Below are 21571 nucleotides of genomic sequence, written 5' to 3' on the forward strand. Positions count from 1 at the left end.
GAACAGACATATGGCTGACGCTACCGTAACCCGCGACGCGACCGACCTCGGTCACGCTCACGACCACCATCACCACGACGACCACAAGGTGGGCTTCTTCACCCGCTGGTTCCTGTCCACCAATCACAAGGACATCGGCACTCTGTACCTGATGTTCGCCATCATGGCGGGCATCGTGGGCGGCGCCCTATCGGGCCTGATCCGCTGGGAACTGGCCGAGCCGGGCATCCAGATCTTCCGCGAAGGCTCGTCGATCCAGCTGCTGGGTCTCGTCGAGCAGTCCAAGCACGGCTACAACGCCGTGGTCACGGCCCACGCCCTGATCATGATCTTCTTCATGGTCATGCCCGCCATGATCGGCGGCTTCGGCAACTGGTTCGTGCCGATCATGATCGGCGCGCCGGACATGGCCTTCCCGCGCATGAACAACATCTCGTTCTGGCTGCTGGTCGCGGCCTGGTGTCTGTTGATCCTGTCGATGTTCGTCGACGGGGGGCCGGGCAAGGGCTTCGGCGGGGGCTGGACGGCCTATCCGCCGCTGTCGACCACGGGCCACGTGGGGCCGGCCTTCGACCTGGCGATCTTCGCCCTGCACGTCGCGGGCGCCAGCTCGATCCTGGGCGCGATCAACTTCATCACCACCATCCTGAACATGCGCGCGCCGGGCATGACGATCCACCGGATGCCGCTGTTCGCCTGGTCGGTGCTGATCACCGCCTTCCTGCTGCTGCTGAGCCTGCCCGTCCTGGCCGGCGCCATCACCATGCTGCTGACGGACCGCAACTTCGGCACCCACTTCTTCGATCCCGCCGGAGGCGGCGATCCGGTCATGTACCAGCACCTGTTCTGGTTCTTCGGCCACCCGGAAGTGTACATCCTGATCCTGCCGGGCTTCGGCATCATCAGCCACATCGTCTCGACCTTCAGCCGCAAGCCCGTGTTCGGCTATCTGGCCATGGCCTACGCCATGGTGGCCATCGGCTTCGTCGGCTTCATCGTGTGGGCGCACCACATGTACACGGTCGGCATGAGCATCAATCTGCGCGCCTATTTCATCGCCGCCACCATGATCATCGCGGTGCCGACGGGCGTGAAGATCTTCAGCTGGATCGCCACCATGTGGGGCGGTTCCATCAGCTTCAAGACGCCCATGCTGTGGGCCATCGGCTTCATCTTCCTGTTCACCGTCGGCGGCGTGACCGGCGTGGTCCTGTCCAACGCGGGCATCGATTACAGCCTGCACGACACCTATTACGTGGTGGCCCACTTCCACTACGTCCTGTCGCTGGGCGCCGTCTTCGCCATCTTCGCGGGCTTCTACTACTGGTTCGAGAAGATGTTCGGCGTGAAGTACAACGAGTTCCTGGGCGCGACACACTTCTGGATCATGTTCGTGGGCGTGAACCTGGTGTTCTTCCCGCAGCACTTCCTGGGTCTGCAGGGCATGCCGCGTCGCTATATCGACTATCCCGAGGCCTTCACCCTGTGGAACCACGTGTCGTCGATCGGCTATGTGATCACGGCCTTCGGCGTGCTGGTCTTCCTGATCATGCTGGCCGAGGCGGCGATCCGTCGTCGTCCGGGCGTCGCCAACCCGTGGGGCGAAGGCGCCACGACCCTGGAGTGGACCCTGTCCTCGCCGCCGCCGACGCACCAGTTCAACGAACTGCCGGTGATCAAGGCGGAAGAGCACTGATCCCTTTCCTGCCTATCTGAAACAGCGGGCCGCTCTTTCCATCGGGAAGGGGCGGCCTTCTGCTTTTGGGTGTGCTATGCGGCGCGCACAGATGACTGACGTTCAAACCCAACCCGCCATCTCGACCGCCCAGCCGGAGGATTTCTTCCAGCTGTTGAAGCCACGCGTGATGTCGCTGGTGGTGTTCACCGCCGCGACCGGCCTGGTGGTGGCGCCGGGGTCGATCAATCCGCTGGTGGCGGCCATCGCCGTGCTGTGCATCGCCGTGGGCGCGGGCGCGGCCGGCGCGCTGAACATGGCGCTGGAAGGCGAGACCGACGCCTTGATGCGGCGCACGCGCGGCCGGCCGGTGGCGGCGGGACGGGTCAAGAAGAATGACGCCATGGCGTTCGGCGTCATCCTGAGCCTGTTCTCGGTCATGCTGCTGGGCATGAATGCGAACTGGCTGGCGGCCGGTCTGCTGGCCATGACCATCGTCTACTACGCCGGCTTCTACACCCTGCTGTTGAAGCGTCGGACGCCCCAGAACATCGTCATCGGCGGGGCGGCGGGCGCCTTTCCGCCGGTGATCGGCTGGGCGGCGGCGACGGGCCAGGCGCCGTGGCAGGCCTGGCTGCTGTTCGCCATCATCTTCCTGTGGACCCCGCCGCACAGCTGGGCGCTGGCGCTGTATTCGGCCGGCGACTACGCCAAGGCCGGCATCCCGATGATGCCGGTGGCGAAGGGCGCGAAGTCCACGCGGTTGCAGATCCTGCTCTACACCCTGGTCTTCGTGCCGGTCGCCATCGCTCCGGCCTTCGTGGGTCTGGGCGGGCTGATCTATCTGGTCGTGTCGGTCGCCGGCGGCCTGGGCTTCCTGGGTCTGGCGCTTCGTCTTTATCGGTCCCGCGCGGGCGATGAACCCGACAAGGCCGAGGCCGTGGGACGCGAGGCCGCATTGTATGATGTGCGCGCCCAGGCCAAACCGGCGCGAGACCTGTTCGCCTTTTCCATCCTCTATCTGATGGCCCTGTTCTCGGCCCTTCTGGTCGAGGCCTTGTCCGGTCTGGGAGCGTAAACCATGCGTCTGACGCCTGAGGAACTTCGCGCGCGCAAGCGTCGCAACGTCTGGATCGCGGCGGCCCTGGTCGCCTTCATCGTGCTGGTGTTCGGCACCACCGTCCTGCGGCTGCAGCAGAATCAGGCGAGCGAGCGGGCGCTGCTGGAGGCGGCGACGGGGACCACGGCGCAATGAACGCGAACCGCAAGAACCTGATCGCCATCGTCTGCGTCTTCGGCGTGATGGGGATGACCGGGGCGGCGTTCGCGGCGGTGCCGCTGTACCGGATGTTCTGCCAGGTCACCGGCTTCGGCGGCACGACTATGAAGGCGGACAAGGCCTCGGACATCGTGCTGGACGAGACGGTGCTGGTGCGGTTCGACACCAATGTCCGCGGCCTGCCGATGACGTTCAAGGCCGAACAATCGACGCAGCGCGTGCGGATCGGCGAGACGGGCCTGGCCTATTTCGACGTGACCAATACCTCGGACAAGCCGATCCAGGTGCGGGCCAGCTACAACGTCTCGCCCGAACAGACGGGGCCGTATTTCCAGAAGCTGCAATGCTTCTGCTTCACCGACCAGACGCTGGCGGCCGGCGAGACGCGCCAGTTCCCGATGCAGTATTTCATCGCCCCCGAACTGGCCACCGACCGCGAGGCCAAGGGCGCGCGCGACATCACCCTGAGCTACACCTTCTATCCGTCCGTGGACGCGCCTAAAGCGTGAGCAAGCCCGGCGTGGACTTTCCCGGCGTCGGCTGCGGGCTGGTGATCCAGCGCGCCGACGGGCGGGTGCTGCTGTGCAAGCGGCTCAAGGCGCCCGAGGCCGGGTTCTGGAACATCGTCGGCGGCAAGGTCGACCTGATGGAGCCGTCCGCTAAGGCCGCCCGCCGCGAGGCCGAGGAGGAGAGCGGGCTCAAGATCGGCGCCGTCGACTTCCTGTGCGTAGCCGAAGAGGTCATTCCCGCCGACGGCCAGCACTGGGTGTCGCTGATCTATATCACGCGCGACTTCACCGGCGAGGCGACGCTGACCGAACCGGACAAGCTGTCGGAGATCGGCTGGTTCGACCTCGACGACCTGCCCCAGCCACTGTCGGCGTTTTCGGCCAAGGCGTTCGCGGCGTTGAAGGCGCAATAATCACCGCCGTCACCCTCGGGCTTGTCCCGAAGGACCACCGTTGATCTGTCTCGGCGTCGCCGCTGGATCGCCGCTCGTGACCCATCTGTTCGCTTAAGATCGCATCCGGCGTGGGCCCTCGGGACAAGCCCGAGGGTGACGGAGGAGGGGAGGGTCCGTTTGCGTCGGCGCGCGTTCCGTTCCAGCGTGCGGTCTTGCACGGCGAACTGACGGAGACGGGATTTGCGCGGTCTGGACTTCACCAACTGGCACAGTCTGCTGCTCACCCTGCTGGGGCTGGCGCTGGTCACCCTGATCGGCATGGGCATCCGGCTGGTGATGATGTTCACCATCCAGCAGCGGCGCGAGCGGATGAACCGCCAGATCAACGAGCGGCTGAAGACGCTGATCGCGGCCTACAAGGTGCTGGGCGGGTCTTTCACCGGCGATCTGACCGTCGATCCGACGCACAAGCGCGACCTGAGCCGTCGAAATGCGTCGGACGGGGAAGCGGGGCTGGATCTGAGCGCCGAGACGGCGGCGGGATCCGACCGCACGCGGCGCATCCGCGATGCGGTGGAGGCCTGTCTGGCCGATATCATCCTGCTGGGGACTGAGGATCAGGTGCGACTGGCGCAGCAGGCGGCGCGCGAACTGGTCGCCGGGCGGCCGGTGCGCACGCATGAGCTGGTGGTCTCGCTGCGGGACTTCATCCGCCAGGCGTTGGACCTGGCGCCGGTTCCGACCGGGGCGGACATCCCCCTGCAGGGCCCGACGCGACCGTCTTCGAGCGGGGGCCGGGGCGGCGGGACTGGCGGAGGGGGAGGCGGCGGCGGTGGCGGCATGGGGGGCGGCATGGGCGGAGGAATGGGCATGGGCGGCGGCACGGGTTCGGGCGTCGACGATCCCGCCGATCCGCCGTCGCGCAAGGCCTGAACCCCGTTCGCGACCCTGAACAAGGCCGAAACACGGCGTGGCTCTGGCGTCGGACAAATGGGGACGCTATAGCCGCTATAACAACCGACTCTGGCCGACGAAGAGACGCGATACATGGCTGACGCCCACGCCACTCCGCAGCACGACTACCACCTGGTGCCGCCCAGCCCCTGGCCGCTGCTGTCGTCCGTTGCGGCGACCATCATGTTCATCGGCGCGGTGATCTGGATGAAGGGTCTGGCCCCGGCCGAGAACGGTCCGATCGCCGCCAACTTCCTGGCCGAGGGCAAGTCTGGCGTCTTCTTCGCCGGTCTGGCCGGCGTGCTGATCTCGGCCTTCGGCTGGTGGGCCGACGTGATCAAGGAATCCAAGGCGGGCGATCATACGCCGGTCGTGTCCATCGGCCTGCGTTACGGCATGATCCTGTTCATCGCGTCGGAGGTGATGTTCTTCGTCGCCTTCTTCTGGATGTTCTTCGACATGGCCCTGTTCCATGAATCACGGGCGCTGACGCCGGAAGTCGGCACCTGGGCCGACACCGCCAAGGCCTGGTCCACCTGGCCGCCCAAGGGCGTCGAGGTCCTGAGCCCCTGGCAGCTGCCGCTGCTGAACACCGTGACCCTGCTGCTGAGCGGCTGCACCGTCACCTGGGCGCACCACGCGATCCAGGTCGGCGACCGCAAGGGCGCCAAGATCGCCCTGGGCATCACCGTGGCGCTGGGCGTGATCTTCACCTGCGTTCAGGCCTATGAGTATCACCACATCCTGCACGAGCACCTGTTCTTCAACGAAGAGGCCGTGAACTCGGGCCTGTATGGTTCGATCTTCTTCATGGCGACGGGCTTCCACGGCTTCCACGTCCTGATCGGCACCATCTTCCTGGCGGTCTGCCTGATCCGTTTGCTGGCCGGCGACTTCACCCCGCAGAAGCATTTCGGCTTCGAGGCGGCGGCCTGGTACTGGCACTTCGTGGACGTGGTCTGGCTGTTCCTGTTCGCCTTCGTCTATGTCGTCTTCGGTTGATCCAAGACGGTCCTGAAGACCTTGAGGCGGCGCGGGACGAGGGATCGTCCCGCGCCGTCGTCGTTTCCGACACGCCGGTTCGCGCGGCCCTGCGCGGGCGCTGTCCGCGGTGCGGGCAGGGCGCGCTGTTTGCGGGCTTTCTGAAGGTGGCGCCGGCCTGCGAGGCGTGCGGCCTGGATTACACGACCATCCAGACGGGCGACGGCCCGGCCAGCTTCATCATGCAGATCGCGGGCTTTATCGTCGGGTTCTCGGCCCTGTTCGTCGAGATCAAATACCATCCGCCCATGTGGCTGCATCTGATCGTCTGGCTGCCTTTGGTCGTCGCCCTGTCGCTGGCCTTGATGCGGCCGGGACGGGGGCTGATGATCGGGCTGCAATACCGGAACCAGCGATGAAGCGTTTTCCCTGGATACTGACCGTGCTGACGGTCCTGGCCCTGATCCTGCTGATCGGCCTGGGCGTGTGGCAGGTCGAGCGGCTGAAATGGAAGGAAGGCCTGATCGCGGCGGCCGATGCGGCGGCGTCCAAACCGCCCGCGCCGCTGGATCAGGTCTTGAGTGAAGGCGATCTGGAGTTCCGCAAGGCGCTGATGGTCTGTCCGGGCCTGGCCAGCGCGCCCTTCATCGAGCTTCAGTCCATTCATGACGGGGAGGCCGGCGTGAGGCTGATCTCGGCATGCAAACCGGCGGGGGCGGATTTCAGCCTGCTGATCGACCGGGGCTTCGTCGGCGACGGGGTGACCGAGCGGCCGCGCGTGGTCGAGACCACCCTGCCGCTGGTGATGGTCGGGGAGTTCCGCACCTTCGATAAGCCGGGCGCCATGAGCCCCGCCCCGAGGGACGGCCGCTTCTACGCCCGCGACACCGCAGCCATGGCCAAGGCGCTGAACGTCACGGGGCCGGTGCGGCCGGAAGCCGTGTTCGCCGTGACCGCCGTCAATCCCGAGTTCCCGGCCCTGAGGCCGTCCGCGCCGCCTGCGGCCTTTTCGAACAACCATCTGGGCTATGCGATGACATGGTTCGGACTGGCGATCGCGCTGGTGGGCTTCTATGTGGCCCTGCTTCGGCGCCGAACCAAGAAAGACATCTCCTGACCGCTTCCCTGCACACCCTGTCCAACGGCGTTCGCGTCATCTGCGACCCCATGCCGGGGCTCAAGACTTTAGCCGTCGTCGTCACCGTCAAGGGCGGGGCGCGGTGGGAGGCGGAGGATCGCTCCGGCTGGTCGCACCTGCTGGAACATCTGGTGTTCAAAGGCGCCGGCGATATGGCCGCGCGCGAGATCGTCGAACGGATCGAGGCCGAGGGCGGCACGATCAACGCCTCCACCGGATACGAGCGGACCAGTTTCGAGGTGCGTGGGCTGGACGGCTCGCTGCCGCTGGCGATGCAGGTTCTGTCGGATCTGGTGTTCCGGCCGACGCTGGACCCCGCCGAGATCGAGCGTGAAAAGGACGTGGTGGCCCAGGAGATCGCCGAGGCCTTCGACACGCCCGACGACCATGTGTTCGAGATGGTCCAGACGCGCGCCTTCACCGGCCAGCCGCTGGGTCGGCCGATCCTGGGCTCCATCGCCAGCCTGAAGCCGGCGGACAAGGCGACGGTCGAAGCCTGGCGCGCACGGCTGTATTCGCCCGACCGGATGGTGGTGTCGGTGTCGGGGGCGGTGGACGAAACCGAACTGCTGGCCTTGGCCGAGCGCTGGTTCGGCGATGCGGTCGCGACCCCTGTCGAGACGCCCGCGCCGGCGGCCTTCGTCGGCGGTCATGCCAAGCTGACGCGCAAGATCGAACAGGCCAATCTGGTGTTCCAACTGCCGGCCCTGTCGGCGACCGACCCGGCCCTGTCGTCGATGCGGCTGTTCGGCGAGATCCTGGGCGGGGGCATGGCCTCGCGCCTGTTCCAGAGCGCGCGCGAGGAACGGGGTCTGGCCTACGCCATCGACGCCTATCAGGAGCCGTATGAGGATACGGGGGTGCTGGGCATCTACGCCGGGGCGGCGGCGGATCGGGCGAAGGAACTGGCCGAGGTCGCGGCGGCCGAGGTGCGGGCCATGGCCGAGACCGGCCCGACCGAAAAGGAACTGTCGCGAGCCAAGGCGGTGATGAAGGCGGGCCTGTGGATGTCGGACGAAAACCCGATGAGCCGGGCGGGCCGCAACGCCGCCCAGACCCTGATCTTCGGCGCGCCGCGTTCCAGCCTGTCGATGACCGAACAGCTGGAAGTCCAGACGGTCGCGGACGTGCGGGCGGTCGGCGGACGGCTGCTGGTGTCCGGCCAGGCGGCCAGCGCCGTGCTGGGGCCGAAGTCGGCGGGACCGGCGGGCGAGGCGTTCGCGACGGCCTTGTTCAAGGGGTAGGCTGCGCCGATCGCTTGATACAGGCTCCACCACCGCGACACGTCGCGTTAGGCGGATGCCTTGATGGCGGAACTCGCTGAGGTTCCCGCTCTTCTTTAAAAGGTCTAGGTCAGACCTGACCGACTGCACCTGTTTGCGGCCTGATCGGGGCGCCCTGTCTACGTCTTTCCGCGCAGAGGTGGACGCGCCGGGTCTGGCGTGCTGCTCTTGCGCTCGTGACTTCCCAGACGAATCCGCACCGCAACCACACCATGAGCGACATCGCGCGCCTCGCCGGCGTTTCGCCGATGACGGTGTCGCGCGTTGTGAACGGCGATGCGCGGGTGCGTGAGGCGACGCGAGAGAAGGTCGAGAAGGTCATTCGCGAGACGGGCTATGTGCCGGATCCCGCCGCGCGGATCCTGGCGCGGGCAGGGGGCGGGCGGATAGGGCTGCTCTACGCCAACCCGTCGAACGCCTATCTGGCCGAGGTGCTGTCGGGCGCGCTGGAGGGGGCGCGGTCGGTGGGGCTGCTGCTGCTGATCGAGCCGTCGCGGGCCGGGGCGCCGGACGAGGAGCGCGAGGCGGTTCGGCGGCTGGCGGCCGGCGGGGCGCAGGGCGTGATCGTGCCGCCGCCGCTGGGCGAATCCGACGCAACGTTGGACGCCATCGCCAAAACCGGCATGAAGGCTGTGGTTCTGGCTGCGCCCGCGCTGCGCGACGGCCTGATCTCCCTGCGGGTGGACGACTACGGGGCGGCGCATGAGATGATGCGCCACCTTCTGGATCTGGGCCATCGCGGCGTCGGCTTCGTCGAGGGCCGTCGCGACCAGAGCGCCACCCCGGATCGCCGCCACGGCGCCCAGGTCGCCGTCGACGCGGTGACGGGCGCGACGATGTGGGCCGAAGCGGGGGACTTCACCTATCGCTCCGGATTCGAGGCAGGCCAGAGGCTCCTGGCGCGCACGCCCCGGCCGACCGCCATCTTCGCCAGCAATGACGACATGGCGGCGGGTGTCCTGGCCGCCGTTCACGCCGCGGGCCTGTCGACGCCGGGCGACATCTCCGTGGCGGGTTTCGACGATACCTATCTGGCCGCCAGCGTCTGGCCGACCCTGACCACAATCCGCCAGCCCGTCGCCGAAATGGCCCGCGCCGCCGCCGTCATCCTGGGACGGGGCGGGGAGGAAGACGGCCCGGTTCCTCACGAATTCATCGCCCGCGAAAGCACCGCCTCGCCCAGCGATTGACATCCGCCTCCCGCTAAAAGATGTTAGCGCTAACACGTCCGAGAACGTGAGGAGGATGATATCTTGTTGCTTGCTGAGTGCCTGCCGGCGGACTGGCGCGACGCGCGCCTGCTTGGACGCGTAATGACCTCGGCCGGGCCGTCGCCTGTGCTGGCGCGCGGCGGGCGGCTGTATGATCTTTCCAGCCATGTCGCCACGACGGCCCAGGCGGTCGCGCTGGACGATCTGGAGACGGCCGGTGTGGACCTGGGGCCGCTGGACGAACTGACCGTCGCCTCGGCCTGGTCGACGCAAGGGCTGCAGTTGCTGTCGCCGCTGGACCTGCAATGTATCAAGGCCTCGGGCGTCACCTTTGCGGTGTCGGCCTTGGAACGGGTGATCGAGGAGCGCGCACGCGGCGACGCCGACGCGGCCAATGCGGTGCGTCAGTCCATCCTCGACCGTATCGGCGGCGACCTGAAGGATTTGCGTCCCGGCTCGGAACAGGCGGAGGCCGTCAAGGCGCAGCTGATCGCCGAGGGCCTGTGGTCGCAATATCTCGAAGTCGCCATCGGCCCCTATGCCGAGATCTTCACCAAGGCGCCGGTGCTGGCCTCGGTCGGCTGGGGCGCTGAGGTCGGGGTGCGGGCGGACTCGGCCTGGAACAACCCCGAGCCGGAGGTCGTCGTTATCTGCGATCCCGCCGGCCGCCCGGTCGGCGCCAGCCTGGGCAACGACGTCAATCTGCGCGACATTGAGGGGCGTTCGGCCCTGCTGTTGGGCAAGGCCAAGGACAACAACGCCTCTGCCTCGGTCGGCCCCTTCATCCGCCTGTTCGACGACGGCTTCGGCATGGACGACGTGCGCTCAGCGACCGTTCGATTGGAAGTCGAGGGGACGGACGGCTTCGTCATGACGGGCGAAAGCTCGATGAGCCTGATCAGCCGCGATCCCGAGGAACTGGTGCGCCAGACCCTGAGCGCGCACCAGTATCCCGACGGCTTCGCCCTGTATCTCGGCACCATGTTTGCGCCCATCGACGACCGCGATGCGCCGGGCAAGGGCTTCACCCACAAGATCGGCGACCGGGTCCGCGTCTCGTCCGAGAAGCTGGGCGTGCTGGAAAACATCGTCGCTGCGTGCGACCAGGCCCCGCCCTGGCGGTTCGGGGTGCTGGAGCTGATGCGCAATCTGGCCGGTCGCGGTTTGCTGGGAGCCGCCGCATGAGCGGCGCAATCTATCCGTCGCTGAAAGGCCGTCTGGTCGTCGTCACCGGCGGAGGTTCGGGCATCGGCGCGGGCTTCACCGAGGCCTTTGCGCGCCAGGGCGCCCGCGTCGTCTTCTTCGACATCGCTGAGGCGGATTCCAAGGCGCTGGAGGCGTCGCTGGCCGAGCTGTCACCGGCCCCGACCTTCCGTCCCTGCGACCTGACCGACATCGTCGCCCTGCAAGGGCGTCTGGCCGATATCGTGGCCGAGCATGGCCCCATCGACGTCCTGATCAACAACGCCGCCAACGACGATCGCCATACCTTAGCCGAGGTCACGCCCGACTATTGGGACGACCGGATCAACGTGAACCTGCGCCACCTCTATTTCGCGGCCCAGTCGGTCGCGCCGGGCATGCGCGAGCAGGGGCGGGGGGTGATCATCAACCTCGGCTCGATCAGCTGGCACCTGGGCCTGCCCGACTTGTCGCTGTACGAGACCGCTAAGGCGGGAATCGAGGGCATGACGCGGGCTCTGGCGCGCGAACTGGGCGGCGACGGCGTGCGCGTCGTCTGCATCGTGCCCGGCAACGTCCAGACGCCGCGTCAGATGAAATGGTACACGCCCGAGGGCGAGGCCGAGATCGTGGCGGCTCAATGTCTGCCCGGCCGGCTCCAGCCCAACGATGTCGCCGCCCTGGGCCTGTTCCTCGCGTCCGACGACGCGCGCCTGATCACGGGTCACGAGTATTTCGTGGACGCCGGCTGGCGATAGGGTTTTCTGAGTTTCACGCCCGCGTCAGACGGGTTTCGGAGGGAATATCGAGATGGCAGGACCGACGGGGGGCACAGGCCCCGATATTGCGGGCGACGACCGCGTCAACATGGCGTTCATCGCCCTGATCGTGGCGGTCGCCACCATCGGCGGCTTCATGTTCGGCTATGATTCCGGCGTCATCAACGGCACCCAGGACGGGCTGGAGGCGGCCTTCAACCTGTCGGCGCTGGGCACCGGTTTCAATGTCGGCGCCATCCTGCTGGGCTGCGCCGTCGGCGCCTTCATCGCAGGTCGTCTGGCGGACGCCATCGGCCGCCGCACGGTGATGCAGATCGCCGCCATCCTGTTCATCATCTCCGCCTTCTGGGCCGGTGCGGCCGATACCTCGGCCCACTTCATCATCGCTCGCTTCATCGGCGGCCTGGGCGTCGGCGCGGCCTCGGTGCTGTCGCCGGCCTATATCTCCGAAGTGACCCCAGCGGCGATCCGCGGCCGACTGTCGTCGGTGCAGCAGATCATGATCATCACCGGCCTGACCGGCGCCTTCGTGGCCAACTACGTCCTGGCGCGCACCGCCGGCGGATCGACCGCCGACTTCTGGCTGGGCTTCCCCGCCTGGCGCTGGATGTTCTGGCTGCAGGTCGTGCCGGCCGCCATCTATCTGCTGGCCCTGCTGGTCATCCCGGAAAGCCCGCGCTTCCTGGTCGCCAAGAACAAGGACGCCCAGGCGCAGGCCGTGCTGTCCAAACTGTTCGGACCCGCCGCCGGCGCACGCAAGGTGAAGGAAATCCGCGCGTCGCTGAGCGCCGATCACAAGCCCAAGTTCGCCGACCTGCTGGACCCGGCGACGAAGAAGGTGCGCCCCATCGTCTGGGCCGGTCTGATCCTGGCCGTGTTCCAGCAACTGGTCGGCATCAACATCGTCTTCTACTACGGCGCCGTGCTGTGGCAGTCGGTCGGCTTTTCCGAGAACGACGCGCTTCAGATCAACATCCTGTCCGGCGTCCTGTCGATCGCGGCCTGTCTGGCGGCCATTTCGGTCATCGACAAGATCGGCCGCAAGCCCCTGCTGCTGATCGGTTCGGCAGGCATGTTCGTGACCCTGGGCACGGTCGCCTGGTGCTTCTCGCGCGCCGCCCTGATCGACGGATCGCTGCATCTGGACGACAACACCGGCCTGATCGCCCTGATCGCGGCCAACGCCTATGTGGTCTTCTTCAACTTCAGCTGGGGCCCGGTCATGTGGGTCATGCTGGGCGAGATGTTCCCCAACCAGATGCGCGGTTCGGCCCTGGCCGTCGCCGGTTTCGCCCAGTGGATCGCCAACTTCGCCATCTCGGTCAGCTTCCCCTGGATGGCGGCGACCTTGGGTCTTGTGATCACCTACGGCTTCTATGCGGTCAGCGCCCTGATCTCCTTCTTCCTGGTCCAGGCCTGGGTGAAGGAGACGCGCGGTCGCGAACTGGAAGACATGACGGGCTGATTTTTCGCCCGTCCATCCCCATCTCCCCGAAACGGGCGGCGCTCCCCCGCCGCCCGTCAGCCTTATGAAAAGGACTTCCCCATGACCGACACGCTTGAACTTTCGCACTGGATTGGCGGCGAGAAGGTCGCGGGTGCGTTCGCCGGCGAGAGCCTGAACCCGTCGGACACGCGCGATGTCGTGGCGCGCACGCCCAAGGGCGGGGCCGCCGAGGTGGATCAGGCCGTCGCTGCGGCCCGCGCCGCCTTCCCCGGCTGGTCCGGCGCCTCGCCGGAAGTGCGCTTCGACGTGCTGGACAAGGCCGGCAGCCTGATCATGGAGCGCGCGGCCCAGATCGGTCGCCTGCTGGCCCGCGAAGAGGGCAAGACCCTGCCCGAGGGCATCGGCGAAACCATGCGCGCCGCCCGCATCCTGAAGTATTTCGCCGGCGAGGCCCTGCGGGTCCACGGCCAGAACCTGCCCTCGACCCGGCCGGGCGTCGAGATCCAGACCTATCGCCAGGCGGTGGGCGTGTTCGGCCTGATCACCCCGTGGAACTTCCCCATCGCCATCCCGGCCTGGAAAATCGCCCCTGCCATCGCCTTCGGCAACACCGTCGTCATCAAGCCCGCAGGCCCGACCCCGGCCACAGCCGAGGCCCTGATCGCGGTCCTGCATGAGGCCGGCCTGCCCAAGGGCGTGGTCAATATGGTGATCGGCGACGGCGACGTGGGCCGCGCCATCGTCGCCCATCCGGGCATCGATGGCATCAGCTTCACCGGCTCGCAAGCCGTGGGCGCCGGCGTGGCCGAGGGCGCGGTCAAGCGCCAGGCGCGGGTCCAGCTGGAGATGGGCGGCAAGAACCCGCTGATCGTGCTGGACGACGCCGACCTGGACCGCGCCGTGGCCATCGCCCTGGACGGCAGCTTCTTCGCCACCGGCCAGCGCTGCACCGCCTCCAGCCGCCTGATCGTTCAGGACGGCATCCACGACCGCTTCGTCGCCGCCTTGGCCGAGAAGGTCGCCGCCCTGCGCGTCGGCGACGCCCTGGATCCCAACACCCAGATGGGCCCGGCCGTCACCGAGGCTCAGCGCGAGACCAGCTACAAATACATCGACATCGCCCGCGAGGCCGGCGGCCGCATCGCTGCCGGCGGCGAGCGCCTGACCTTCGATGCGCCCGGTTGGTACGTCCAGCCGACCCTGATCGCCGACACCGCCGCCGACTCTCGGATCAACAACGAAGAGGTCTTCGGCCCCGTTGCCTCGACCATCCGCGTCGCCAGCTATGAAGAGGCGCTCGCCGTCGCCAATGGCGTCGAGTTCGGCCTGTCGGCCGGCATCGTCACCCAGTCGCTGAAATACGCGCGCGATTTCCAGAAGAACGCCCGCGCAGGCATGACCATGGTCAATCTGGCCACCGCCGGCGTCGACTATCACGTGCCGTTCGGCGGATCGAAGAAGTCCTCCTACGGTTCGCGCGAGCAGGGCTTCGCGGCGGTGGAGTTCTATACACAGATCAAGACCAGCTATTCGGCAGGGTAAGCGATGAGCGAAGTCGAACTAGTCCAGCCAGAATTGGTTTGGGACATCCAGGCGGAGCTGGGCGAAGGCCCCGTCTGGGACGCCGCGCGTGGCGCGGTATGGTTCGTCGACATCAAGGGTCGAAAGCTGCATCGCTACACCCCCGCGACCGGCGAAAAACGGTCGTGGGACACGCCGGACCAGACCGGATTTGCTCTGCCCGCCGAGGACGGTTCGCTGGTCTGCGGCGTGCGCGGCGGGCTGTATCGCTTCGACCCTGATCAGGGCGACTTCTCGCGCTTTCAGCCGGTCGAGGAAGATCGGCCGCAGAACCGGCTGAACGACGGCTTCGTCGCCCCTGACGGGTCGCTGTGGTTCGGGTCGATGGATGACAGCGAACAGGTCGAGACCGGGGCCCTCTATCGGTGGTTCCAAGGCGAGCTGACGCGGCACGACGACGGATACGGCGTTACCAACGGCCCCTGCCTCAGCCCCGACGGCCGCACCCTCTATCACCACGACACGCTGAAGAAGACTGTTCTGGCCTTCGACCATGCGGACGGTGTGATCTCCAACCGGCGCGTCTTCGCCGTGACCGAGGACGGCTATGCCGACGGCCCCAGCATGGATGCGGCGGGCGTGCTTCACGTCGGCCTGTTCAACGGCTGGGGCGTGGCCCGTTACGCCCCGGACGGCACGCGGATCGGCAAGATCGACATGCCGGTCCAGACGGTGACCAAGGCGGCCTTCGGCGGCCCGGATCTGCGCGACCTCTATATGACCACGGCCTGGCTGGGGAACGCCGACAAGCGGGCGGACCAGCCGACCTTGGGCGGGCTCTATTGCACGCGCGTCGAGACGCCCGGCCTGCCGCAGAACCGGATCCGCCTGTGATCCGGCTTGAAGCGGGCGGCTGGCGGGCCACAGTGGCGCCGGAACAGGGCGGGGCGGTGCTCAGCCTGGATTGGCAGGGCCAGCCGGTGTTCCGCCCCACGCCGGACGGCGCGACCGACATTCTGGAGACGGCCTGTTTTCCCTTGGTTCCCTACGCCAACCGCATCGCCGATGGACGCTTCGTCTTCGAGGGGCGTTCGGTCCAGTTGCCGACGCTGGAACGGTTCGCCCCCCACGCCTTGCATGGCGACGGCTGGCTGTTGCCCTGGACGGTCGAGAGCGAGACGGCGAACCGGGTCGAGATGAGCCTGGATTGGCCCGGCGACGCGGACGGATGGCCTTGGCCGTGGCGCGCGCGCCAGATCGTCGAACTGACCGACCAGGGCCTGTCGATCAGCCTTTCGATGACCAACACCGGCGATGCGGTCATGCCCGCCGGTCTCGGCCTGCATCCCTATTTCCACCGATACAGCGACAGCCGACTAACCCTGGTCGCCGACCAAGTCTGGATCACCGACGCGCGCGAGATTCCCGAACGCCTGGCGCCGTCCGCCGATATCTCGGACTGGTCGAACGGTCTGGCCCTGGCCGACACGCCTTTCGTCGATCACGCCTATGCCGGCTGGTCCGGCGAGGCGGTGCTGGACGGCGGCGGTCGCCAGGTGACGCTGACGGCGGATGCGCCCGCCCGCTGGACCCAGATCTACGCCCCGGTCGGCGTCGACTTCTTCTGCGTCGAGCCGGTCACCCACCGCCCGGACGCCCACAACGCCCCGGCCGGAGAATGCAGCGGTCTTCTGCGGCTCCGTCCTGACGACCGGTTGTCGATCGCCATGACTGTGTCGGGCCAGATGACCTAGTGACGCAGGCCAGGCATGAGCAGTTCCGGTTTTCCCGAAGTCTTGTCCTAGAACCCTCCGTCGCCAGTGCATTTGGCCCCGCTCAAGACTGAGCGGGGCCAATCTCACTCTTAGCGTCGTGCGCGGGCTTCCAGTTCGCCGATGCGGCGGCTGAGGTAGGCGGTGTCGTCGGCCGACGGGCTGGTGCGGGTGTAGGCGGCGTCCAGGCGGGCCAGGTCGCCGGCCTCGACACGCACATCGGCGGCCTCGGAGCGGGTGACGGCGCCCGAGCGTTCGGACGCGGTCAGGGTGGTTTCCAGGTTCGTCAGCCGAGCTCGCGCCGTCAGGTTGGCGGCAGGCGGCGTCGTGCCGGTCGGGCCGTCGCCGACACGCAGGTCCAGAGCATCCAGGCGCGCGTCCAGATCGGCGCGTTCGGTGGCGTTGATCGTCCCATCCGCGTTGTAGCGGGTCTCGATCTGGATCAGGGCCTGGTAGTCGGTTTTCAGGCGGGTGGCCTCGGTGCGCGTCAGGCGACGGGCGGTCACGGCGGCGTCAACGCGCGCATTGAAGGCGACGCGCCCCTGGGCGACCGTGTCGGTCTCTTCATAACCCGAAGCACCGGATTGCAGCGTCTGGGTCAGGGCCGTGTAGCGGGCGTTCAGGTCGGCACGCTCTTGGGTATTGATGCCGTCGGCGGCGTAGCGGGTCTCCAGTTCGACCAGGGCCGTATAGTCCGACCGCAACCGCGTCGCGGCCGAGCTGGATACCGAACCCGCCCTCAGGCTGGCGTCCACCTGGGTCGAGAACTGGCTCTGGCCGTCACGCAGCGGGCGTCCACCGCGCAACCAGGCCTGATCCATCACAGACAGGCCGAGCCGATCCCCGAACAACGCGCCGACGACGGCGCCGAGGCGGTCCTGCGTCGTCGAGGGATACTGCGTCTGAGCCCCGGCGGCCCCGGCGGCGAGGGTCAGGGCGGTCGTGGCGACCAGGGCGAGGCGGATATGGGACATGGATGCGGCTTTCGGGCGTCTGTGTAAGGCCACGGTAACGGCGAGCGTCACCGTTAGTTGCCGCCTACGACTCCGATCGCCTAGCCCCGAATGAAGTGCGGCACGAAGCGCGAGGTGTTGCGGGTGATCCGGCCCGTGTCTTCGCGCAGGCTGATCCCCGCCGGCTCCGTCCCGACCACCCACGACCCGACGATGACGTGGTTGCCGTCGAACAGCGGCGGATCGCACAGCGCCTGGCGGATGTAGCGCCCCTCGCCATAGCCGCCGTCCACGACCTCGGCCGCGCTGAGGCCCTGGTCGATCAGTTCGACATTGTCGCCCTCGCGCGAAAACAGCGGCTTGCGGACATAGGAGGATCCCAGCGCGCTCTCGGCCGCATCGCCCTCGAAATAGGATTCCAGCAGGTTGGGGTGGCCCGCATGCCGCTCCCACAACAGGGGCAGGATGGCCTTGTTGGACAGGATGCTTTTCCACGCCGGCTCCAGCACCGTCACGTCTGCGGTGGGCAGGGGAGCGGCGTATTCGTCGCGCAGCATCTGCTCCCACGGATACAGTTTGAACATCGCCTGGATGATCCAGTTCTCGTGGTCCACGAACCGACCGTCGGCGTTCAGGCCGATCTGGTCGATGGCGACGAATTGCGGGTCCAACCCAGCCTGGCGCGCCAGGTCTTCGAGGAAGCGCACCGTCTGGCGGTCCTCGACGAACTCGGCGTCCGAGGCGAAATGGACGAAGCCGCCATTCGGGAAGATGGCCCGGAACCGATCCACCAGCTTTTCGTGCAGGCTGTTGAACTGATCGGCGTTGGCGGGCAGCGCGCCGGCCGCGATCTGATCCTCCAGCCACAGCCACTGGAACACCGCCGTCTCATAGATGCTGGTCGGGGTGTCGGCGTTGTATTCGTAGAGCTTTGCCGGGCCCGTGCCATCATAGGCGAAGTCGAACCGGCCATAGAGGGACGGATCGCCCCGTTTCCAGCTGGCGGCCACATAGTCCCGCATGGTCTCGGGAATATCGAGCTGCTCCATCAGCCGCTCGGACTGAACGGCCTCATTGACCAGCTCCAGGCACAGGCCGTGCAGTTCCTCGGTCGGCGCCTCGATCCCGTCCTCGATCTCGGCCAGCGAGAAGGCGTAGGCCGCCGTCTCGTCCCAATAGGGTTTGCCGTCGGTGTGGCGCCAGGTGAAGCCGAGTTCCTCGGCCTTGGCGTCCCAGTCGGTGCGGGGATCGAAGCGCAGACGCTCCATGGATCAGGCCGGGTCTTTGTCTGGAGCCGACTGCCCGATGCGCGGCGTGACCACGGTCACCTCCGGCTGGCTCAGGCGGGCCAGGACGTCGTCGGCCGACGAATGGCCGGGCAGTATGCCGGCTTCGCGCAGCTTGGCGTCCAGGTCGGCGCCGGTGCGGCGATCCTCCAGCGCCTGGTTGGCGTTCAGCTTCTCTTCCTGGATCGCCTGGCGTTGCTTGATGCGTTGCAGGCTGTCGGCGGCCGAGCCGATGCGCGACTGGGCCCCGGCCGAGTTCAGGGCGACCGAGGTCTGGGCGCGCTGGACGGAATCGTTGACCTTGACGATGTCGATCTCGCGACGAAGCGTCTCGATCTTCTGGTCGGTCGCCGAGATGGCGGTGCGCAGGCGCGTTTCGGCCGTCTTCATGTCCTCGATCAGCGGGCCGCGGCTGGTGATCTCGACCTCCAGCTCGGCGATGCGGCCGGCGACTTCGCGGGCCAGGTCGGTCTTGCCCTGGCTCATGGCCGAGCGGGCCGAGCTTTCGTATTTGGCGATCTGGTCGCGGAAGCTGACCATCTCGTTTTCGGCCATGCGGCGGCGCGCCACCAGGCCGGCCAGGTCGTCGCGCGCCTTGCCTTGAGCATTGTCGGCGTCGCGGATTTCCTGGTCGAGGATCTTCAGCGCATTGGCGTCGACGACGCCCTGGGCCGCGTCATGGGCCGAACCCCGAAACAGGGCGGACAGTTTTCTGAGCATGGACATGGTCGGTCTTCCGGATCAGGCGGCGTCGGCGCCGAAGGTTTCACGCAGTTCGGTGGCGTCGATCGCATTCTCGGCCAGGGTGCGCAGTTCGATGAGGATGGTCTGCAGCGTCGTCTTGCAAGAGAGTTCGCCCATCAGCTCATACACGTCTTCGCCGCCGACGTTGGTGATGGCGAAGTTGGACAGGGGCACCACGCGCTGGGCCTTCAGCAGAAACTCGTTGAAGGCGTGGCGGTCGGCCTGTTCGGCGACGGGCCACAGCAGGACCGAACAGACGATCTGGGCGCCGCCGACGCTCAGATAGACCGGCAGGTCGCCGTATTCATGCATGGTCGCCAGCAGAACGGGCTCGGCGCCCTCGACCACGCGCACGGTCATTTCGCCCTCGCGCAACAGGGCGGAACCGTCCAGCGCCGACTTGATGGCGGGCACGGTCCAGGGGGTCTCGATCACGGCGTCCATGTGGTGGTCGTCTCCAGGGGTGATGGAATGAGAAGTGGGGCGGCGCGCGCGGCCGGCAAGATGGGGGCCGCGGGTGGAATCGGTGACGATGGCGCGAACGGCGGCCTTCACGTCGTCGCGGGCGGCTTCGGGCACCCAGAGCTCCAACTTGACCAGCCCCGCCTCGCGACGCGCCTGTCGCCACGCACGGATGCGATCGTTGGCGGCGGAGGAGGGCGAGGGTGAGGAATTCATGTTTCATGCAACGCGTAACATGAACGCTTGACTTCGCCTAGGGGTCTGGGATCATCGTGATCTGGAAGGGGAACGCATGCTGCTGCCGCGAATGAAGCTGGCCGTGATTTTCGACCGGGCGTTCCACGCCATGGCCGACATGCACTGGCGGATGCTGGCCGGCCTGATCCTCTTTCACGCGATCTCGTCGTGGCTGTTTCTCGCCATCGCACGAGAGACGGAGCTGCACGACCCGCTGACTTTCTTCTACTGGTACGCGACGACGGCCTACACCGTAGGTTATGGCGACATCAGTCCGCAAGGCGTCGGCGGGCGGCTGGTTACGGCCTTGTGGATCTTTCCAGGGGCCATCGCAGCTTTCACCACCGTCGTGGCCAAGGTTCTGGCCGGGATCGGAGACATCTGGCGCATCCGGCGATCCGGCAAGGGAGACTATTCGAAGATGACCGATACGATTCTGCTGGTCGGCTATCACCCCGTCCGGACGCCCAAGATGGTCGAGGAACTGTGTGCGGAGCTGAATCGGTCCCAGACCCTGGTGCTGCTCACGCGGCAGGCGGTGGCGGACGTCGATCCGCGCATTCGCTACGTCCAGACGGAAAGCCTGACCTCGACAACGGGTCTGGCGCGCGCGGGCGCGGCGAACGCCAGCCGCATATTGATCTACGCCAGCACCGACGCGGACACCCTGACCGCGACGTTGGCCGTCTCGGCGATGGCGCCGGACGCCGCGCACATCGTGTGTTTCTTCGATGACGCCGACAGCGCGCGTTTGCTGGCGCAGCATTGTCCTCGGGTCGAGATCGTTCTGTCGTCGGCGCCGGAAATGCTGGCGCGAGCCGCGCGCGATCCAGGCTCCAGCCAGGTCATCAGCGCCCTGACCAGCCATCTGGATGACGGCGCGACCCTGTTCAGCCTGAGATGGGCGGGAGCGGGCCGGTCGGTCGGCGACCTGACGCAACGGCTTTTGCATCACCGCGCCACCCTCTTGGCGCTTCAACCCCACGGCGCCGAAACGCCGCGCTTCAATCCGTCGCCCGAAACAGGCGTGGAAGACGGCGACCGCCTGTTCTATGTCTCGGCGGCCCGGCTGAGCCAGCCGAGCCTGGCCGGATACTGATCGTCCCATGTTCAAGAAGCTTTTCGGATCGTCGGAGAAGGCCGCCCCCGCCAATCGGCTGGCGACGGTGCGCAACATCACCGTGGGCCGCACCGTGTCGCTGGACCCATTGGCGTGGCGCCGGCTGGGCGACGAGACCCATTTCGTCCTGGATCGCGACGTGCTGGACATCTCGGCGCAGGGGTTGGTCAGCCTGGACAGCGGTCAGTTCGTCCATCGCTTCTACACCGACGACCACGTCATGCTTCAGGCCATGAGCGACGACGAAGCGGGGCTGGAAAGCTACGACTTCAGCCTGTTCGTGCCCTGGACATCGGCCTATCCGCCGGGCGAGCGGGAACGGCGCATCTGGCGCGACCGCCTGTCGGCGCCGGTCTTCCATGGCGCGGCCGAGGAACTGCCCGACTATCCGCGCTTCTGGTTCGCCGAGAGCGACGCCATCCAGCCGCCGGTCACTCTTTGGGAGACGATCTGGGACGACCGCGCCGCGACCACGCCCTATGCCAAGATCTTCCAGACCTGCATGCTGTATGCTCGCGACCTGGGCGGCGGGCGCGAACTGATGATCGCCTTGGAGCAGCAGCCCGAGGGCGGCGAGACGACGCACGAAATCATGATCGGCATTCCACTGGAAATGGCCGAGTTCCGCGCCTGAGCGCGCAAT

Annotated in this window: 23 protein-coding genes; 19 read left to right on the top strand and 4 right to left on the bottom strand. The window is 67.1% G+C overall.

The annotated features are described in order from the left end of the window. Positions 1–10: 10 nt before the first annotated feature. The 17 genes from ctaD (at position 11) to EGY25_RS09895 (ending at position 16108) form a co-directional block, all read left to right on the top strand. The gene (gene ctaD, locus EGY25_RS09820; protein ID WP_135194793.1) at positions 11–1696 is read left to right on the top strand and encodes a cytochrome c oxidase subunit I; all 1686 of its coding nucleotides are present in this window, start codon (positions 11–13) and stop codon (positions 1694–1696) included. A 91-nt stretch (positions 1697–1787) separates the two neighbouring features. Further along, entirely contained in the window at positions 1788–2753 is a 966-nt protein-coding gene (gene cyoE / locus EGY25_RS09825) for a heme o synthase (RefSeq protein WP_135194794.1), read from the top strand. A 3-nt stretch (positions 2754–2756) separates the two neighbouring features. Beyond that, positions 2757–2930 carry a hypothetical protein gene (locus EGY25_RS16545; RefSeq protein ID WP_167762529.1) on the top strand — a complete coding sequence of 58 codons (174 nt, stop codon included), beginning with the start codon at positions 2757–2759 and terminating at the stop codon, positions 2928–2930. Further along, the gene (locus EGY25_RS09830; RefSeq protein ID WP_135194795.1) at positions 2927–3463 is read left to right on the top strand and encodes a cytochrome c oxidase assembly protein; all 537 of its coding nucleotides are present in this window, start codon (positions 2927–2929) and stop codon (positions 3461–3463) included. Before EGY25_RS16545 ends, EGY25_RS09830 begins: the two co-directional genes overlap by 4 nt. Next, positions 3460–3876 (top strand): NUDIX domain-containing protein, encoded by a 417-nt coding sequence (locus EGY25_RS09835; protein WP_135194796.1) that lies wholly within the window; start codon positions 3460–3462, stop codon positions 3874–3876. The genes EGY25_RS09830 and EGY25_RS09835 overlap by 4 nt, the downstream gene beginning before the upstream one ends. A gap of 222 nt (positions 3877–4098) precedes the next feature. Next, positions 4099–4791 carry a hypothetical protein gene (locus tag EGY25_RS09840; RefSeq protein ID WP_135194797.1) on the top strand — a complete coding sequence of 231 codons (693 nt, stop codon included), beginning with the start codon at positions 4099–4101 and terminating at the stop codon, positions 4789–4791. A gap of 114 nt (positions 4792–4905) precedes the next feature. Continuing rightward, positions 4906–5814, top strand: a complete 909-nt coding sequence (locus EGY25_RS09845) for a cytochrome c oxidase subunit 3 (protein ID WP_135194798.1) — start codon at positions 4906–4908, stop codon at positions 5812–5814. After that, positions 5814–6212: a DUF983 domain-containing protein gene (locus EGY25_RS09850; protein WP_432417378.1), complete on the top strand. Its 399-nt coding sequence runs from the start codon at positions 5814–5816 to the stop codon at positions 6210–6212. Before EGY25_RS09845 ends, EGY25_RS09850 begins: the two co-directional genes overlap by 1 nt. Continuing rightward, positions 6209–6910 carry an SURF1 family protein gene (locus EGY25_RS09855; protein ID WP_135194800.1) on the top strand — a complete coding sequence of 234 codons (702 nt, stop codon included), beginning with the start codon at positions 6209–6211 and terminating at the stop codon, positions 6908–6910. Before EGY25_RS09850 ends, EGY25_RS09855 begins: the two co-directional genes overlap by 4 nt. 50 nt (positions 6911–6960) lie before the next feature. Next, positions 6961–8175 (top strand): M16 family metallopeptidase, encoded by a 1215-nt coding sequence (locus tag EGY25_RS09860; protein WP_135194801.1) that lies wholly within the window; start codon positions 6961–6963, stop codon positions 8173–8175. 251 nt (positions 8176–8426) lie between these two features. Continuing rightward, positions 8427–9404, top strand: coding sequence for a LacI family DNA-binding transcriptional regulator (locus EGY25_RS09865; RefSeq protein WP_135194802.1), 978 nt, complete (start codon positions 8427–8429; stop codon positions 9402–9404). 63 nt (positions 9405–9467) lie between these two features. Further along, the gene (locus tag EGY25_RS09870) at positions 9468–10610 is read left to right on the top strand and encodes a fumarylacetoacetate hydrolase family protein (protein WP_167762530.1); all 1143 of its coding nucleotides are present in this window, start codon (positions 9468–9470) and stop codon (positions 10608–10610) included. Then, a complete protein-coding gene (locus tag EGY25_RS09875; protein WP_135194803.1) occupies positions 10607–11365 on the top strand; it encodes an SDR family NAD(P)-dependent oxidoreductase in 759 nt (252 codons plus the stop codon). Before EGY25_RS09870 ends, EGY25_RS09875 begins: the two co-directional genes overlap by 4 nt. 52 nt (positions 11366–11417) lie before the next feature. After that, the gene (locus EGY25_RS09880; protein WP_135194804.1) at positions 11418–12851 is read left to right on the top strand and encodes a sugar porter family MFS transporter; all 1434 of its coding nucleotides are present in this window, start codon (positions 11418–11420) and stop codon (positions 12849–12851) included. Positions 12852–12932: 81 nt separating this feature from the next. Beyond that, complete coding sequence (locus EGY25_RS09885; RefSeq protein ID WP_135194805.1) at positions 12933–14375, top strand: aldehyde dehydrogenase family protein; 1443 nt, start codon at positions 12933–12935, stop codon at positions 14373–14375. Positions 14376–14378: 3 nt separating this feature from the next. Beyond that, positions 14379–15248 carry an SMP-30/gluconolactonase/LRE family protein gene (locus tag EGY25_RS09890; protein WP_135194806.1) on the top strand — a complete coding sequence of 290 codons (870 nt, stop codon included), beginning with the start codon at positions 14379–14381 and terminating at the stop codon, positions 15246–15248. Continuing rightward, positions 15245–16108, top strand: a complete 864-nt coding sequence (locus EGY25_RS09895; protein ID WP_135194807.1) for an aldose 1-epimerase — start codon at positions 15245–15247, stop codon at positions 16106–16108. The genes EGY25_RS09890 and EGY25_RS09895 overlap by 4 nt, the downstream gene beginning before the upstream one ends. A 110-nt stretch (positions 16109–16218) precedes the next feature. On the opposite strand, the gene EGY25_RS09900 is transcribed toward EGY25_RS09895, so the two are convergent. The 4 genes from EGY25_RS09900 to EGY25_RS09915 all read right to left on the bottom strand — a co-directional run bounded on the left by EGY25_RS09900 (position 16219) and on the right by EGY25_RS09915 (position 19787). Then, a complete protein-coding gene (locus EGY25_RS09900; RefSeq protein WP_135194808.1) occupies positions 16219–17100 on the bottom strand; it encodes a hypothetical protein in 882 nt (293 codons plus the stop codon). A gap of 80 nt (positions 17101–17180) precedes the next feature. Beyond that, positions 17181–18347, bottom strand: a complete 1167-nt coding sequence (locus tag EGY25_RS09905) for a glutathionylspermidine synthase family protein (RefSeq protein WP_135194809.1) — start codon at positions 18345–18347, stop codon at positions 17181–17183. A 3-nt stretch (positions 18348–18350) separates the two neighbouring features. Next, positions 18351–19091 (bottom strand): PspA/IM30 family protein, encoded by a 741-nt coding sequence (locus EGY25_RS09910; RefSeq protein WP_135194810.1) that lies wholly within the window; start codon positions 19089–19091, stop codon positions 18351–18353. Between the two features lie 15 nt (positions 19092–19106). After that, the gene (locus tag EGY25_RS09915; protein WP_135194811.1) at positions 19107–19787 is read right to left on the bottom strand and encodes a YjfI family protein; all 681 of its coding nucleotides are present in this window, start codon (positions 19785–19787) and stop codon (positions 19107–19109) included. Positions 19788–19863: 76 nt separating this feature from the next. Here EGY25_RS09915 and EGY25_RS09920 point away from each other — a divergent pair, with 76 nt between their 5' ends. Continuing rightward, the gene (locus EGY25_RS09920) at positions 19864–20907 is read left to right on the top strand and encodes a potassium channel protein (protein WP_135194812.1); all 1044 of its coding nucleotides are present in this window, start codon (positions 19864–19866) and stop codon (positions 20905–20907) included. A 7-nt stretch (positions 20908–20914) separates the two neighbouring features. Continuing rightward, entirely contained in the window at positions 20915–21562 is a 648-nt protein-coding gene (locus EGY25_RS09925) for a DUF2491 family protein (RefSeq protein WP_135194813.1), read from the top strand. The last annotated feature ends 9 nt before the right edge of the window (positions 21563–21571 follow it).

Origin of the sequence: Brevundimonas intermedia (assembly GCF_004614235.1) — a bacterium.
GTDB lineage: Bacteria > Pseudomonadota > Alphaproteobacteria > Caulobacterales > Caulobacteraceae > Brevundimonas > Brevundimonas intermedia_A.

Coding starts and splice junctions, on each gene's coding strand:
- ctaD (WP_135194793.1), top strand. CDS start 11: ATGGCTGACGCTACCGTAACCCGCGACGCGACCGACCTCGGTCACGCT.
- cyoE (WP_135194794.1), top strand. CDS start 1,788: ATGACTGACGTTCAAACCCAACCCGCCATCTCGACCGCCCAGCCGGAG.
- EGY25_RS16545 (WP_167762529.1), top strand. CDS start 2,757: ATGCGTCTGACGCCTGAGGAACTTCGCGCGCGCAAGCGTCGCAACGTC.
- EGY25_RS09830 (WP_135194795.1), top strand. CDS start 2,927: ATGAACGCGAACCGCAAGAACCTGATCGCCATCGTCTGCGTCTTCGGC.
- EGY25_RS09845 (WP_135194798.1), top strand. CDS start 4,906: ATGGCTGACGCCCACGCCACTCCGCAGCACGACTACCACCTGGTGCCG.
- EGY25_RS09855 (WP_135194800.1), top strand. CDS start 6,209: ATGAAGCGTTTTCCCTGGATACTGACCGTGCTGACGGTCCTGGCCCTG.
- EGY25_RS09860 (WP_135194801.1), top strand. CDS start 6,961: ATGCCGGGGCTCAAGACTTTAGCCGTCGTCGTCACCGTCAAGGGCGGG.
- EGY25_RS09865 (WP_135194802.1), top strand. CDS start 8,427: ATGAGCGACATCGCGCGCCTCGCCGGCGTTTCGCCGATGACGGTGTCG.
- EGY25_RS09875 (WP_135194803.1), top strand. CDS start 10,607: ATGAGCGGCGCAATCTATCCGTCGCTGAAAGGCCGTCTGGTCGTCGTC.
- EGY25_RS09880 (WP_135194804.1), top strand. CDS start 11,418: ATGGCAGGACCGACGGGGGGCACAGGCCCCGATATTGCGGGCGACGAC.
- EGY25_RS09885 (WP_135194805.1), top strand. CDS start 12,933: ATGACCGACACGCTTGAACTTTCGCACTGGATTGGCGGCGAGAAGGTC.
- EGY25_RS09890 (WP_135194806.1), top strand. CDS start 14,379: ATGAGCGAAGTCGAACTAGTCCAGCCAGAATTGGTTTGGGACATCCAG.
- EGY25_RS09900 (WP_135194808.1), bottom strand. CDS start 17,100: ATGTCCCATATCCGCCTCGCCCTGGTCGCCACGACCGCCCTGACCCTC.
- EGY25_RS09905 (WP_135194809.1), bottom strand. CDS start 18,347: ATGGAGCGTCTGCGCTTCGATCCCCGCACCGACTGGGACGCCAAGGCC.
- EGY25_RS09910 (WP_135194810.1), bottom strand. CDS start 19,091: ATGTCCATGCTCAGAAAACTGTCCGCCCTGTTTCGGGGTTCGGCCCAT.
- EGY25_RS09915 (WP_135194811.1), bottom strand. CDS start 19,787: ATGAATTCCTCACCCTCGCCCTCCTCCGCCGCCAACGATCGCATCCGT.
- EGY25_RS09920 (WP_135194812.1), top strand. CDS start 19,864: ATGCTGCTGCCGCGAATGAAGCTGGCCGTGATTTTCGACCGGGCGTTC.
- EGY25_RS09925 (WP_135194813.1), top strand. CDS start 20,915: ATGTTCAAGAAGCTTTTCGGATCGTCGGAGAAGGCCGCCCCCGCCAAT.